This window comes from Kribbella turkmenica, from assembly GCF_004348725.1.
Taxonomy (GTDB): Bacteria; Actinomycetota; Actinomycetes; order Propionibacteriales; family Kribbellaceae; genus Kribbella; species Kribbella turkmenica.
In genome coordinates, this window is the sequence record NZ_SMKR01000056.1 from 1 (window position 1) to 15,345 (window position 15,345).

The 15,345-nt window shown below is 70.1% G+C and carries 11 protein-coding genes; 2 read left to right on the forward strand and 9 right to left on the reverse strand.

Annotated elements, in window-relative coordinates; genetic code table 11:
• The 8 genes from E1218_RS14935 to E1218_RS14970 form a co-directional block, all read right to left on the reverse strand.
• Positions 1-260, reverse strand: a 260-nt coding sequence (locus E1218_RS14935) for an inositol monophosphatase family protein (RefSeq protein WP_325052840.1), incomplete at its 3' end; no start/stop codon positions are given.
• A 221-nt stretch (positions 261-481) separates the two neighbouring features.
• Positions 482-1,501 carry a 2-hydroxyacid dehydrogenase gene (locus E1218_RS14940; RefSeq protein ID WP_132320429.1) on the reverse strand — a complete coding sequence of 340 codons (1,020 nt, stop codon included), beginning with the start codon at positions 1,499-1,501 and terminating at the stop codon, positions 482-484.
• The gene (locus E1218_RS14945) at positions 1,498-2,961 is read right to left on the reverse strand and encodes an FGGY family carbohydrate kinase (protein ID WP_132320431.1); all 1,464 of its coding nucleotides are present in this window, start codon (positions 2,959-2,961) and stop codon (positions 1,498-1,500) included. The genes E1218_RS14940 and E1218_RS14945 overlap by 4 nt, the downstream gene beginning before the upstream one ends.
• Positions 2,962-3,037: 76 nt before the next feature.
• On the reverse strand, positions 3,038-3,838 hold the full coding sequence (locus E1218_RS14950) for a DeoR/GlpR family DNA-binding transcription regulator (protein WP_132320433.1): 801 nt from the start codon (positions 3,836-3,838) through the stop codon (positions 3,038-3,040).
• Positions 3,835-4,452: a histidine phosphatase family protein gene (locus E1218_RS14955; RefSeq protein ID WP_132320435.1), complete on the reverse strand. Its 618-nt coding sequence runs from the start codon at positions 4,450-4,452 to the stop codon at positions 3,835-3,837. The genes E1218_RS14950 and E1218_RS14955 overlap by 4 nt, the downstream gene beginning before the upstream one ends.
• Positions 4,449-5,786 (reverse strand): FGGY-family carbohydrate kinase, encoded by a 1,338-nt coding sequence (locus tag E1218_RS14960; RefSeq protein ID WP_132320437.1) that lies wholly within the window; start codon positions 5,784-5,786, stop codon positions 4,449-4,451. Before E1218_RS14960 ends, E1218_RS14955 begins: the two co-directional genes overlap by 4 nt.
• 180 nt (positions 5,787-5,966) lie before the next feature.
• A complete protein-coding gene (locus E1218_RS14965) occupies positions 5,967-6,200 on the reverse strand; it encodes a hypothetical protein (RefSeq protein WP_132320439.1) in 234 nt (77 codons plus the stop codon).
• 269 nt (positions 6,201-6,469) lie between these two features.
• Positions 6,470-9,121, reverse strand: a complete 2,652-nt coding sequence (locus E1218_RS14970; protein ID WP_132320441.1) for a patatin-like phospholipase domain-containing protein — start codon at positions 9,119-9,121, stop codon at positions 6,470-6,472.
• Between the two features lie 116 nt (positions 9,122-9,237).
• Between E1218_RS14970 and E1218_RS14975 the strand changes: the two genes are divergently transcribed.
• Positions 9,238-10,050: a hypothetical protein gene (locus tag E1218_RS14975; protein WP_132320443.1), complete on the forward strand. Its 813-nt coding sequence runs from the start codon at positions 9,238-9,240 to the stop codon at positions 10,048-10,050.
• 157 nt (positions 10,051-10,207) lie between these two features.
• Positions 10,208-11,620 (forward strand): family 43 glycosylhydrolase, encoded by a 1,413-nt coding sequence (locus tag E1218_RS14980; protein ID WP_202866025.1) that lies wholly within the window; start codon positions 10,208-10,210, stop codon positions 11,618-11,620.
• Here E1218_RS14980 and E1218_RS14985 read toward each other — a convergent pair.
• Entirely contained in the window at positions 11,614-15,345 is a 3,732-nt protein-coding gene (locus tag E1218_RS14985) for a hypothetical protein (protein WP_132320447.1), read from the reverse strand. The genes E1218_RS14980 and E1218_RS14985 overlap by 7 nt on opposite strands.

Genomic DNA, 15,345 nt, shown 5'->3' on the forward strand with positions numbered 1-15,345 from the left:
GCGAGGGAGGGTGCGGCCGCCAGTACGCCGTCGGGTAGGGCCGGTCCACTGACGACCTGGGCGCCGGCCTGACGGGCGATCAGGGCGCCGGCGGCGATGTCCCACGGCTGGATCACGTGCTCGTAGTACGCGTCCGGCGTACCGTCGGCGACCGAGCAGAGGTCGAGTGCGCCCGAGCCGCCGCGCCGCACATCCCGTACGGCGGGCAGCGCCCGGCAGGCCAGGTCGTGCAGCTCGGCAAGGGGCGGGGTGTTGAGCACGCCCGTGAAATTATCACCGTCGCATGGTGACGTATAGAGAATCTATGTGATTTTCCCACGAAGTTCACAACGATCCGGTCAACGCCAGTGGTGGTCAGTCGTCGTCATCAGTACGCAGCCGGACACCGGTGACACCGTCCAACTCGTCCAGGGCGAGCACGAGGTTCTGCAGCTGGAGTATCAGCAGTTCGGTCCAGGTGCCGGGGGGAACAGTTGCAGGTTCACGCCGAGACCAGGCCGACCGGGTCCTTTCCGGCCAAATACGCGGCGACCGCCTCGGCGGCGATCGAGCCGGCCCGCAGGGCGGTCTGCCTGGTCGCGCCGGCCAGGTGCGGCGTCATCACCACGTTGGGGGCCGTCAGCAACCGTGCACCGGCCGGGACCGGCTCGGACGGGAACACGTCGAACGCGGCCGCACCGAGCTGACCGGACTCCAGCGCGTCCACGGTCGCGTCGTAGTCGAGCAGCCCACCGCGAGCGGTGTTCACCAGTACGGCGCCACGTCGCATCAGCGCGATCTGGTCGGCGCCGATCATGCCGCGGGTCTGGTCGGTCAGCCGGGCGTGCAGGCTGACCACGTCCGACCGCCGCAGCAGGTCGTCCAGCGCGACCAGCTCGATCCCGTCGGTGGCCTCGTCGACGAACGGATCCGCGACCAGCACCTCGGCGCCGAAGGCGAGCATCACCCGGGCGACGCGTTGCCCGATCGCGCCGTACCCGACGAGGCCGACCGTCGACCCGTCCAACTCCAGGCCGCACTCGTCGTACGCGTAGAGGTCGCTGCGCCACTCCCCCTGCTCCAGCGTGCGCTGCAGCCGGGGAAGGTTGCGCAGGGCACCCATCATCAGCGCGACCGCGTGTTCGGCGGCGGCGACGGCGTTCCGTCCCGGGGTCGACGCGACGACGACGCCACGCTTGATCGCCGCGGGCACGTTCACGTTCACCGGGCCACCGCGGCAGACGACCAGCAACTTCAGGTCGGGCGCCGCGTCCAGCACGCGCTCGGTGAACGGCCCCATCTGGGTGACCGCGATCTCGATCCCGGGCAGCGCCTCGATCAACTGGTCCTCGGCGTCGCTCGCCTCGTCCACCTCGGCCACCCGCCCGTACGGCGTCAGCGGCCACGGCAGCGAGACTTCGCGGAAGTCGAAGCTGACCTCGTCGAGGGCGGACAAAGCCGTGGCGAGCAGTTCGTTGCGCACAAAGTGGTCACCGGCGAGCAATGTCTTGACGGTTCTCATCGAACTCCTGATGGAAAGGTGGGCGCTGGGTCGGACCAGCGTGGGCGCGCTGCCTCGATCCGGCGCAGGTAGTGGTCGTAGCCCTCGGCGTAGAAGGCGGCGCGCGCCGGATCCGGATCGACCCGACGTGTCTCCGCGATCCACTCCGGCCCGGCACCGTCCGGGTCGGCCGCGCGCCGCGCGCAGATCACCGCACCGCGAGCGGCGACCTGCTCGGCCTCGGCCGTGTGCAGCGGCGCGTTCAGCACGTCCGCGAGAATCTGCGTCCACTCCGTACTGCGCGCACCACCGCCGCAGACCGTGACGCGGCCGGACCAGCCGGCCGCCTCGAGACAGTGGCGAGCGGCGTACGCGATCCCTTCACAGGTCGCGCGGACCAGGTCGGCCGTGGTGGTCGACAGCGAGATCCCGTCGATGGTTCCGCGGGCCCGGGTGTCGACGAACGGCGCGCGCTCACCGGCTTCGGACAAGTAGGGAAGAACAGTCACACCCTGCGCGCCGACCGGACTCTCCGCGAGCAACGACGGCAACTGATCCGTGCCGACGCCGACCAGCGCGAGGACTCGGTCCAGCGCGGCCGTGCCGACCATCGCGGGCATCGCCCGCAGCCAGACACCCGGCGTCCACGTGCCGAGGAACAGGCCCGCCGGCTCACCGTCCACGGGCAGCTCCCGGGTGACGACCTGGCACGCGAGCGTCGTACCGACGGTCAGGAGGGCGTCGCCCGCTTCTTCGACGCCGGCGCCGGCAGCTGCGGCCGGGAGGTCGTACGGGCCGGCGGAGACCCTGGTGCCACGGGCCATTCCGGTCGAGTCGTCGCGAAGCTCCCCGACCGGGCCGGTGGGTTCGACCGGAGCCAGCAGGTGCTTGAGCTCCGAGAGGCCGGTCGCCTTCAGCGCCTCGTCGTCGTACCGGTTCGTCCGCGGATCGAGGAACGGCGCGGACGCATCCGACACGTCCGTCGCCCGGACGCCGGTGAGCGCCTGCATCACCACGTCCTTGCAGTACGCCGCCGTGCCCGCCCGAGCGATCACATCCGGCTCCTCCGTGAGTACGGCGGCCAGCAACGGACCGGACGCGCCGGGGAACATCCGGTTGCCGGATCGGCGGAACACGCGTTCGGCGACACCGTCGGTGGTCCAGCGCTCCAGGATCGTGCTGCTGCGGGCGTCCAGCCAGGAGATCGCCGGGCGGACCGCCGTACCGTCCGGATCGAGCAGCCAGAGGCCGTCCCCCTGGGCGGTGATCGCCAGGACGCCGGGCCGGTCGCTCACCGCGCCGGCCAGCTCACCGACCACCTCGTTGACCGAGGCAATGATCTCGGCGGTCTCGTGCTCGAACCGGCCGGTCCCGGGCCGGACCAGCCTGGTCGGCCGGGACGCCTCGGCGATCGGCCGGCCCGCGTCGTCGAACGCGACCGCCTTGGTCACAGTGGTCCCGACGTCTACTCCGACGTCCATGCGGTCCCCCTCCAATGCTCCAGCTCAGGTGTCCTTCGGGCCCCGCAAGGGCCGAAGGGCACCTGGACTGGAGCATTCATAGTTTGGCGACCTCCACGGTCGCGCCGTGGTCGCGCAGCGGCTGGATCAGGTCGTCCGGGGTCTTCTCGTCGACCACGACGACGTCGAAGTCGGTCAGCGGCGCGAGCCGGTGGAGCGCCGTCCGCTGCAGTTTGGCGTGGTCGACGAGCAGGACCTTGGTCTTCGCCGACCGCAGCATCGCCCGCTTCACCAGGACGATCTCCTCCTCCTGGTGGTAGGCGTGCGCCGGCGACACCGCGGACACCGAGCAGAACAGCAGGTCGGTATGCAGCGCCTCGACGGCCTCCGCACACGGCATCCCGCCGAACGAGTCGTGGGTCGCGGAATAGATTCCGCCGAGCGCGAGCAGGGTGATGTCCCGCAGCGCGGTCAGCTTGGTGATGGCCGGCAGGAAGTTCGTTGCCACGGTCAACGGCATGATGCCCTCGAACAGGTCGACCAGAGCGAGCGCGCTGGTGGAGTCGTCGAGCATCACCGACATCCCGGGCTCGATCATCGCGCGGGCGTGCCGGGCCAGCGCGGCCTTCTCGGTCTGCGCGGTGTTCAGCCGGTACGCGACGTTGCTCTCGAACACGCTGGTCGGCTGCGCGCTGACGCCGCCGCGGTACTTGCGCACCACGCCCTGCCGCTCGAGCTCGTCCAGGTCGCGGTGCACCGTCATCACGCTCACCCCGAACGCCTCGACCAGATCGTTGGCCGAGACCGAGCCGTGCTCGACGACGTAGGCCGCGATCTCGGCCTGCCGGCGGGCGGGACGACTCAGTTCGGTGGTGTCACCGTCGACGTCGGATGTCATGCCAGGGTCTCCATTCGGACTGCGGGAACGTTGTACGCCTCGAGACCCACTGTGCCGTCCTGCAGGCGGAAACGCACCAACGCCGCGGGACCGAGAGCCGGTAGCAGTCTGCGGTAGTCGTTCAGGCGTAGTCCGAGCACCCGGCAGGTGAGCAGCCGGATGAGGGTGTTGTGCGCGACCACGAGCACTTTCTGTCCCTGGTGCGACCGGCCGATCTCGGTGAAGACCTCGTGCACCCGATCGGCCGCCTCGGCCGGATTCTCACCTCCCGGGAAGTGGTCGCGCACCGGGTCCACCTGGAAGGCCTTGGCGACCGCCGGCGGAAGCTCGCTGAGCATCTTGCCCTCGGCCGAACCGAAGTCCACCTCGCGCAGCCGCGCGTCGAGCGTCGGCTCCAGACCGACCGCGGCCGCGGCCGGCGCGATCGTCTGCCGGGCTCGCAGCATCGGCGAGCACCACAACGCGTCGGGCGCGTCCCCGGCGGCCCACTGCTCCAATTGCTGCGCCTGCTGAACGCCGACCTCGTCGATCGGCAGGTCCGTCGAGCCGGTGTAGCGGTTGCCGTGGTGCCACTCGGTCCGGCCGTGCCGGGCGAGCACGATCGTCGTCCTCATCCGCGGTACCCCCGGCGATCCAGCTCGGCCACGAACTCGCCGTACAACTCGTCGAGAGTGTGCGGTCGCGGTTCGAGGACGCGCTCGGTGCGCACCATCCGGCGCGCCGTTGCGGTGAGCGAACCGCCGGCCGACGCCGCCAGCACGGCCATGCCGTACGCCGGGTCCGGAGCGGCCGGCAGCTCGACAGGTACGCCGAGGACGTCGGCGCGGAGCTGGTTCCAGTAGCCGCTGCGGACCGCACCGCCGGTGAGCGACACGGATCGGACCGGGTCGGCGCCGAGGCTGACCAGGTGCTCGAAGGCGAGTCGCTCGATGAAGGCCACACCTTGTAGTACCGCGACGTATGTCCCCAAGTCACCGCCCGGGTTGCCGAGGGTGAAACGCTCGGCCTGCGGCGCCACGAACGGGAACCGCTCACCGGGCTTGGTCAGCGGGTAGATGACGGCGTCGACCGGCCCGGCCGCCTTGTCCAGCGCGTCCAGATCGGCACCGGGCAACAGTTCGGTGAGTACGCCGGCGCCGGTGCTCGACGCGCCGCCGGGAAGCCAGCCGCCGTCGGGATGCCGGTGGCTGTAGACCGCGCCGGTGGGGTCGTCGAGGAGGTCGACACTCACGCCTTTGACGACGAGCGTCGTACCGAGGACGGAGTTCCAGGAACCCGGGGCGAGCGCGCCGGCGGCGATCTGGGCGGCGCAGCCGTCGGTCATCCCGGCTCGAACCGGGACACCCTCGGGGGTGCGGCCGAGCTCGGCTCCGGGGAGGACGACGTCCGGGAAGAGGCTCGCCGGCAGGCCGAGCTGGTCGAACGCGGCCTGCGGCCAAGCGCCGGCGACGAGGTCGTAGCCGGTCTTGAGGGCGTGGCTGGTGTCGGTCGCGACCGGGTGGCCGACGAGGTGCGCGGCGACGAAGTCGGCGCTGTGCACGATCCGGTGCCGTTCCGTCGGCTTCAGCGAGCGGAGCTTGGGCAGCGCCCAGGTGGGCTGCATCGCGGTCGACCAGCGATCCGGGTCGGCGTCCACGATGTGGTCACGCTGGTCGGCCGCACGGGCGTCGTCGTACATCAGTGCCGAGGTGACCGGGCGTCCCCGCTCGTCGGTCAGCAGGAAGGTGCCGGAGGTGGAGCAGATCGAGACACCCTCGACGGCTGGTCCGGCGATGTCCGCCAGAACGGCGTCGACCGCGTCCAGCCAGCTCTGCGGATCCTGCTCGTGGCGCGGACCGTCACGATGGCTGACGAGCGGCCGGGTGGCCCGGGCCAGCACGGTGCCGCCGGCGTCGACGAGGACGGCACGGACGCTCTGCGTGCCGAGGTCTACGCCGATCCAGCCCACGCCACCGCTCCCCTTCCAGTGTTATCTGCGTTGATAACGTAACACTAGAAGACGGTAAGAGACATGCCGATCCGCGGCCGGACCCGGACATGACACGGCTCCCACAGCTGGGAAGCGTGCGGGAGCCGGGCGGCCCGGCCGGTTGCGCCTGCACCGGCGGGACAGTCGAGAGTCGGCTGGTCAGGAGTGCATGAGCACCAGGGCCGGGTCGACGGCGGCGAACTCCATCCGGCCGGCGTCGACGGCACCGTAGGCGCCGATCGGCCCACTGGCCGGACGGCCGTGGCGAGTGACCCAGAAACCCCAGCCCGCCGGCGCGTCCGGCCAGTCGGGGTCGGGCTCCCAGCCCGGCGGCGGACGCCAGGTGTCGCTGGGCGGCTCGGGCCACTCAGGTGGTGGGTTGAATCGATGCACGGGCGGGTCCTTTCGCCAGATTCCCCAGCAATCTCTGCCTCATCGATCCGCTGATCGAGAACTGTCTGACAGATCAACGATCTGGTGCACCGAAGGTCACGGCTAAGGTTTCGTAAAGTTTTCCCGGCACACGGCCACCAATCACACCACCGCCCCGCCCGGTAGGCAACCATCCGCTCACCAGCCGGACTGCACATGCATCCGCATGCCCCGTCGACGGCGTTTCAGTTGCCTACGCACGGCAAGTCCGTTGCCGGCGGCGACAGTTGCTACAAGTCCTCCAGGCGGGCTTTCACTCGGTGGTGTTCGGTGAGGGACTGGGCCAGGGTGTAGCCGAGGGAGCGGTAGGCCTCGAAGTCCCACTCGTCGTAGAACTGGTCGCCGGTGGTGCGGCGCGGGAAGTCGGGGTTGGCGACGGCGTACTGCTCGATGTCCCAGCCGAGGTGGCCGGCCAGCACCGCCTTCACGAAGAAGATCTCGGTCTTGTACGCCTTCTCCTCACCCTCCTTCAACGGGTGGGTGGCGATGCCGTACGCCCAGGCCCGGTCGGCCCGCGGCTTGGACCCGCGGATCATCGGCGACGGGTCGATGTCGATCTGGATGCCGTGGTCCATCCGGGCGGTCGCGATCGCCTCGGCCAGCGCGGTGAACCGGTCCTCGGCGTCGTTCGACGCGTCGATCACGATCACCTGGGCCGGCTCCCGGCGGAGTGCCTCGACCAGGCCGAGGTTGTCGTAGTGGCCGCCGTCGGTGACGTAGATCCGCCGGTCGTACATCGACGGCTGACCGATCCCCTCCAGCAGCAGCCGGTACGGCCCGGGCTTGTCGATCACGCTGCCGACGTACCGGCGTACCTTCGCGAAGGCACCGGTGACCTCGGGGAAGGCCGGCTCGGGGCGGTTGTTCCAGTACGGGTTCGGCAGCCAGACACCGAGCCGGGCGTTCAGTACGGCGAGCAGCAGCCGGACCGGCCTGGTCCGGGCGTTCACCCGTCCGGTGAGCGGGCTGAACGCGGCACCGCTGATCGCCATCGCGGCCGGCACGGTCACCTCACGTTTCAGCATGTCGGCCTCGCGCTCGTAGTCGTCGGTCACCCGCCGGCCGCCGTCGGGCAGCGAGCGGTCGCCGACGATCCCGATCTGCTGGGCGTCGAAGACGAACGGCACGCAGTCGCGCTGGATCGGCACGAAGTCCGCGTCGGACACGTTCGCGACGCCGGCGATGACGAGCTGCGGTCCGCCGTCCACCGGCTTCGCCCAGTCCGAGTACCGCAGCCGCAGGTGGTAGTCGAGCGCGACGGCAGCGCCGTTGTCCTTCCGCGTCACCAGGAACGCGCGCGACAGCCGCTCCCGGTAGAACGAGTGCAACGACGTCCGGTTCGCGTCGGTCAGCACCTTGATGGCCACCGCGATGGCGGCCAGGATCAGCGCGACGTTCCAGTCCTCCTGGTACAACGGATCGGTCGCGTAGCCGCCCGTCCAGCGCAGCAGTACGACGACCGCCGCGATCACGATGATCGCGCTGGCCAGCCAGGGCGCGAGCTTGGTCCGGGCGAACGAGAGCAGCCGGGCCCTCATCCCAGCCGCCTCCTTGCCCTCGATCGCGAGCCCGTTCCAGACCGACTTGCCGAGCCCGATCAGCACGACCACCAGCGCACTGAACGACGCGAGCCCCTGCTTGGCCGGGTCGACGAGCGCCTGCAGCGCGGACGGAAGGCTCGGTTGGTCGGTGGCCTGACCCGGCAGTTGGTTCAGCAGATAGAGGCCGCCCGGTACGCCGAGCAGCGCGACGGCGACCGGTACGCCGAACCGCAGCGAGAAGGTGCCGATCGTCGCCAGCACCATCCGGGCCACGTCGGGCATCCGGGCCCAGCGGTCCCACACCTTCTCCAGCACGAACATCGCCGCACTCAACGCCAGCAGGAACAGCGACAGCACGAGGAACGACCAGGAGTCGTTCGGCCGCCAGTCCACGCGGATGTCGGTGTACCCGCGGGTGATCACGCCTTGGTCGGCGAGGAACCAGCCGAGCACCCAGGCGATCGCGCGCAGCGTGATCCCGATCAGCAGGAGGTTGACGACCAGCCCGAACAGCACCGACAAAGCGGCCCGGAACATCGCCCGGCCACCCTGCAGCAGGTACCGGGTCTGCCGGCGCAACCGTGCGAGCTCGGGCGACCCCGGCGAGAACGGGTCCGCGCTCGTCCGCCGCAGGATGTGGAAGGCGGCGGCCATGTAACCGCCGCCGCTGACGCCGATCACGGTCGATGCCTTGTCGTACAAGCCCTTCTCCCGCAGGAGTTGCAGGGCGCCGAGGCAGAACGACGCGGACCGGATCCCGCCACCGGAGCAGGCGATCACGAGCCTGCCGTTGTCCCGGCCGTCGTCCCTGATCCGCCGGAACGTCGCCGGCGGATCGAGGCGGACGCCGTACAGCATCCGCTGACCGAACCGGCTGGACGCGAGGTAGGCGACCCCGACGACGACCGCGCCGGCCAGGCCGGTGGCGCGTAGCAGCCAGGTCAGCCAGCCGGTCGACAGATCGGCGCAGGCGCCCGTCCCGAAGTCGTTCCACAGCCGGACGTCCTCGACGACATCGAGCACCGCGGCAACGAACACCACCCACGACCCGATCGCGGCGATCCGCTGCCACGACTGGCGACCGAGGAACTTGACGTACTTGTAGGCCCGGTACGCCGCGTAGACGTACGCCATGACGAAGGTCGCGTCGACCAGCAACGACAACCGGCCGGGCACCTCGCAGCCGAGGGGCGAACCGGCCGCGTCGTGGACGGCGTCGCGCATCGGCCACTGGACCACGGCGAGCACGACAGCGAGTTGGAGTGTCCTGGTGAACGTCCGGCGGCGGCCGATCTGCTCGATCGTGGCGTCGCCTTTCGTGCCCTCCGATTCCCCGAGCATCGCCCCATGATGCCGGTCGCGCGGTCCAGGCAGCGAGTCAAGACGGCGAGTGCCTTGACATCCGGGGCCGGCGGGCGGACCTTGAGAGCGGACGACCGGGGTCGGTGGGGGGAACCATGGAGACTGATCCGGACACTGTGGTGCCGCGACGCCTCAGTGAGGGGCTGCACGGCGCCACGCTGCTCACACTGCACTGTGACGCCGGCCGCCCGGGCAAACCGTTCGGCGCGAACGTGGTCACGCGGCTCGGCGAGGCGGGCCTGCTCGGCCACGTCCTGTGGAGCACTTCGTGTGCACCGCGGGACGTCGATGCGGACGTGTTCCGGGACCTGCGGGACAGCGGCCTGTACCTCGTCCGGCTCGAGCTGGACGGGATCGCGGGTGACGCGGCGCGACTCCGGGAGCTGGTGGTCGTCGTCCACAGCCTGCGGCAACTCGGGCTGCTGGTGACCTACGACCTCGATCTCTTCGACGGCAGGCTGCGGGAGAACCTGGTGGTGCTGCGCACGATCGTGGCCGACGGCACCATTCCGGCGGTCTTCCGCTGCGGGCCGGTGGCCGGGCCGTTGTGGTTGCAACGCTTCCGGGACGACCTGGTCGGCGCGGTCGCCGGGTATCTCGAACTCTCCGGTCAGCTCGCGGACGCGTGGGCGGACGTGATCGTCGGCGAGCGGCTGCTCCGCGGACTGAAGGGCGTCGCCGCGCATCGGATCGCGCTGCAGCGACTGACGCTTCGGGTCAACCTGGAGCTTCTCGACCTGGTCGGCGACAGTCTGCGCGACCACGAGCTCCACGGCCGGACGCCGCTGCTGGCCGCGGAGCTGATCGGGCCCCGGGTGGACTGCCTCACCGACTCGATGCTTGCTTTACGCAACCGATTTCTGAGTGTGAACGCCGCCTCGCTGCCGGCCGGCCGGATCCGGCGCTGACTCGCTGCGCCGGGCGGCGGCGGTTTCGACCGGGGCGGCGAGCTGGGCGCAGGCCGGGGCGAGCGCACTCGACCTGGTGCGAGGGGTTTACAACGATGGCAAAGACGCAGTACAAACGATGAGACCGGTCCGCCCCTCCGGCTCGAGAGGTCCTGCCATGAGGTACTTCCGCCCCGCCCTTCGCGTACTGCTCGCCCTGCTGCTGACCGGCGTTCTCGCCGGCACCGCACCCGCCGTCGAACCACAGGAGAACGTGGTGGCGTCCCAGAACTTCCGGAACCCGGTGAACCCGTCGGCCGACCCGTCGCTGATGTTCCACAACGGCCGGTACTACGTCGCCACCACCCGCGGTGACCGGATCGGGATCTGGTCGTCGCCGAGTCTGGCGACGCTGCTGGTCCAGCCGGAACAGGTGGTCTGGCGGGACTCGGATCCGAGCCGCAACACGCAGATGTGGGCACCGGCGTTCCGCCAGACCGGCGGGCGTTGGTACATCTACTACACCGCCTCCGACGGCGTGGACGCGAACCACCGGATGTACGTGATCGAGTCCGAGGGGTCCGACCCGCTCGGTCCGTACCACTTCAAGGCGAAGATCGCGGACTTCGGCGAGTACGGCATCGACGGTGAGCCGATCACCGTCAACGGGCAGCAGTACTTCGTCTGGACCGGGCCAGGCCGTGGTCAGGGCGGCCCGGCGCAGCTGTACATCGCCCGGATGAGCAACCCGTGGACCGTCACCGGTGGGCGGGTCGCGATCCCGGCCGACGGCGGCTGCACCGAGGTCCGCGAGGGACCGACACCGCTCTACCGCGGCAACCGGGTGTTCCTGACCTACTCGTCGTGCGACACCGGCAAGCCGGACTACCAGTTGTGGATGAAGAGCATCACGAACGGCGCCGACCCGATGGTCGCGTCGAACTGGGTGCAGCACCCCGGCCCGATCTTCTGGCGCAACGACGCGACCGGCGTCTGGGGACCCGGCCACCACTCGTTCTTCAAGTCCCCCGACGGCACTGAGGACTGGATCGCGTACCACGGCAAGAACACCAGCACCTACACCTACTCCTTCCGCACCAGCCGCGTGCAGAAGATCGGCTGGAACGCCGACGGCACGCCGAACCTGGGTCGCCCGTTGGCGGCCGGCGCCACGCAGGCGCTGCCGTCGGGTGACCCCGGGTCGTCGAACTACTGGATCAACGACTTCGACACCGCGGTCTCGTACAGCGGCAACTGGAGCTCGGGATCGGGCTGCGGCAACCAGTGCTTCTGGGGAAACGACCACTGGAGCGGCGAACGCGACGCCTCGGCCACCATCCGGTTCACCGGCACGAAGGTCGCCCTGCTCAGCGTTGCCGACCGCGGCAACGGCATCGCCGCCATCTCCATCGACGGCGGCCCCGAACAACGCATCGACTACTACAGTTCCATCCGCGTCGGCGAGCAGCTGATGTACGTCAGCCCGGCCCTCCCCGCCGGCACCCACACCCTCAAGATCCGGGTCACCGGCGACAAGAACCCCGCCTCCTCCAGCACAGTCATCAGCCTCGACCGCATCGAGGTCTACTGACCACCTGACGCCTCCAGGGTCACCGGGCCGAGGAGGCCTGAGGTTTTCTGGCCTGGGAAGACGAAGTGGGTGGGGCTGGTGGCGTCCAGGTGGGGGGCGGCGGTGTTGAAGACTTCTACGGTCAGGTGGTGGTCACCGGCGGCGAGGGCGGACAGGTCGTAGGTGTAGGGAGAGCAGAAGCGGGTGCCGATGGAGGTGCCGTCGACGAGGACTTCGGCGGTGCCTCGGACTCTGCCCAGGTCGAGGAGACGGTGGTCGGCGGCCGGGAGGTGAAGTCGCCGGATGTAGCGGACGCCACCGGAGTACTCGGACAGGCCCAGCGTTTCCCAGTCGCCCAGCGGGATGCGGCCGGGGCCGACGGTGGCTCGGATCGGGTCGGTGAGCGCGGCGCCGACTTCGTGGCCGGGCGTGGTCATCACGGTGAGGTAGCCGGTCCTGGCGCCGGCGGGTACGTCGGCGGTCAGCATGCCTGAGCCAATGGCGAGTTGTTGGCCGTCGACGGTGAGGACGGCCTCGGCGGTCAGGGCGAGCTCCAGGTGCGTTGTGCCTGGGGGCAGGTCGAAGCGGAGGTGTTCGATGCGCTCGGGTGCCGGCCGGGGGACGGCGAACGTGACCGACTCGACCACGGTGGTGTCGGTGCCGTCGAGCCAGGCCGCGGCCGGGAGTGGATGCGGGCGGCGGGTCAGATAGAGGTCGGCCATCGCGCGGTGCCACGGGCGTCGCCTGAACGTCGGGACAGTGGCGCCGTCGACCGTGGCTTTCCAGTCGTGGTCGGAGATCACCAGGCCGTCGACCAGGATCGGCGTCGGCCGCGTCACCTCCACCACGATCGTGTTCTCGACATCGGGTCGCAGCGCGGCGGCCGCGTCGTACCGGCGTACCCGTGGCGTCGAGCGCTCGTACGGCATGAAGCCGCCCTGCCGACCCACCTCGACGTTGTTCACGTACAGCCGGGCCGACCCCCACGCGGTCAGCGTGAGCTCGGCCTGATCCCCGGGTACGACGGTCGTCGTGTAGCGGATCGCGGTCCCCGAGCCCGCTGAGGCGACCGCGATCCATTCCGGCCGGCGGTACGACGCCAGGTCGCGGACGAACGCGACGTTCGCCCGGAGCTCCAGCCGCTCCGACGGGGTCAACCGCAGTTCGAGGTGGTGCGTGCCTGCGGCGAGCGTCACCGGAACCGATCCGAAGTACCCGCCGTCATCGGCGATCGGCAGAGACTCACCGTCGATCAGCAACTCCTTGGCCGCCGGCGCACCCACGACCACCGTGCTGGACAAGGCGGTCTCGAGCGAGAAGGCGGCCGTGAACGTCACCGTCTGGCCGGCGCCGACCGAGCCGAAGTCCAGGAAGTCCTCCGGCACGTGTCCCTTCGGGCCGAGGGCGTGCTGGTGAATGTGATCCTTGCGGATGCCCCGGGAGTCGGAGTACTCGAAGACCTCACCGTCGATCAGCCCGTGCGGCCCGAACGTCGCATGCGCCGGGCGCCACGCGTCCGACCCGTCGACGCGATGCTCGAGCGCCCACCGCTCGACCACGACGTCCGCACCGGGATCGGCCGCAGGCCAGGCGAAGTCGCCCCAGGTGTTGTCCAGCGTCGGGATCAGTTCGACGTCCCAGTCACCGGTCAGATTGTCGACGATCTGACGGCGCTCAGCGAGCTCGTTCACATTTTCGTTGCCCTGGGCAAACACCACCAGCGCGGCCGGACCGTGGTCGAACGGAACGACGACCTCGCCGTCCTCGAAGGCCAGCGGCTTCTCCGACCCGTCGAACGGCGAGACCAGTACCGGCGGACCGGGCGCGTCCCGGACCCGCAACCGCACCTCGTCCCGGTATCGCGACGGATCGAACGAGTACCCCACCCGGGCCCACTCGTGACTGATCCCCCGCCCGACCGGCTCACCGTCGATGACAGTCGCGCTCCACTCGGTCGGCGTGACGAACACGACCAGCGCGTCGTCGACCTCCCGCGTCAGCACCGGTACGTCCGCCTCGACCCGCCGCTCGACACCAGCCAACGCCGCCGGAACCGCCGACGACGAATCGACCACGACCGCACCCGGGAGTCCCACGGGTGCAACGCCAACCGCCACGACCACCCCACCGGCAGCGATGAAGTCCGCCAGCCGCGACGCCACCGCGCTCTCGAGTGCCGTTGCCGCAGGCAGCACTATGGCCGCGTACGACTCCGAGGCGACCGACAACCGGGGCCCGGCCACCACCGACGCCGCCGCCAGCGAGTCGTCGTCGATCACGTCCGCGTCGATCCGCGCCCGGTCCAGCACCCCCGGCACCGGAGCGAACCAGGTGGCGTCCCCGACCAACTCCCGGTAGACCTCCTGAGCCCGCGAACCCTCCGGACCAGGGCCCAGAAGCGTCAGATCTGCCTGCGCCGTCGCATTCGGGAACAGTACGGCGACCTCGCACACGTGCCGTCCCAGCGACAACGACGCGCACAACCGCGTGACCGCATCGGCGAAGTACTTGTGATGGCGCCAGTACGGCTGCCGCCAGTCGGTCGACGGCGGCGCCCACTCCCACCAGCCGGCCCGGGTCGTGTAGTACACGGCATGCGGGTTGTACAACGTCGCCCCGGTCCGCAGCCACGGCAGGAGCCAGTCGAACGTCTCCTCCAACGTCCCACCCCACCCGGTGGAGTGGAACGCCTCGATCCAGGTTCGCGGACGGCCGTAGAGGTGCGCCAGCGACGAGTGGATCCGTGCATCCCCGTGATGGTCCGATCCCGGTGCACTGAACCATCGGTGGGTCCGGGCGTAGTCGGCGTACAACTCGACGCCGTCGACCGGCAGGCCGGCCCGCGCCGGGTCCTGCTGGTCACAGCCGACGATCAGTCCGTGCTTCTCGTGCCACGCGTGCAACGGGCGGAAGAACGCCTCCTCCGCCAGCGACGCCCGCAGCGCGTGATAGTTCCGGCGTACCCGAGCCCCATCCGGTACCCCGGTGTCCCACAACGCCGAGAGCCGGTCGCGGAGGTCGTACCCGTACCGCGCTTCGAATCGCTCGGCGAAGTCGGCCGACCAGGTGGGCACCGACGGCAGCTCATCCTGGAACGACCCGACGACGACCGCGCCGAGCCGGTCGCCCAGCCGGCGTTCGAACTCGCCGTGCACCTGGTCGAGCAACGCCGTACAGGCGGCAGGGCTCAGGTAGTCGAAACCGTGGTCCGTCTCGTAGAACAACGACAGCTCCGACGGCACGGTTGCTTCGCACGACGCTCCGGCACCATCCATGACCACCTCAGCCACAGGCTCGACGGCCGCGGAGATCACCCGGCCGCCCGCAGGGCACCGCACCGACAGCCGACCGGTCCCGCTCACCGTCTGCCGCTGCAACCGCCGGCCCGCAAAGGCCGGCTGACGAGCCACCAACCGAGCCTGGATGTCCGCTCCCGAGAACCCCAACTGGTCGTAGAACCACAGCGAGATCCCGAGCGCGGCCGCGTCGTCACAGACCCCGAGAAAGATCTCCCACCACCGCTCGGAGAAGAACGGCGGATCGTCCGCGTCGCATCCATGGTCCGACCCCGCCGGCGCCAGGTTCAGGACGACGAGTTGGTACACGCCCCCTTCGGCGAAGCGTTCCAACTGCCAGCGCAGCCGGGCCGGATCGAGCGGTTCGCCGCTCCACCACCAGATGAGCGCGGGTGAGTAGGCCCTGGGCGGATCGCTGAGGACCGACGCCAGGCGGGCGGGAAGTGCCAC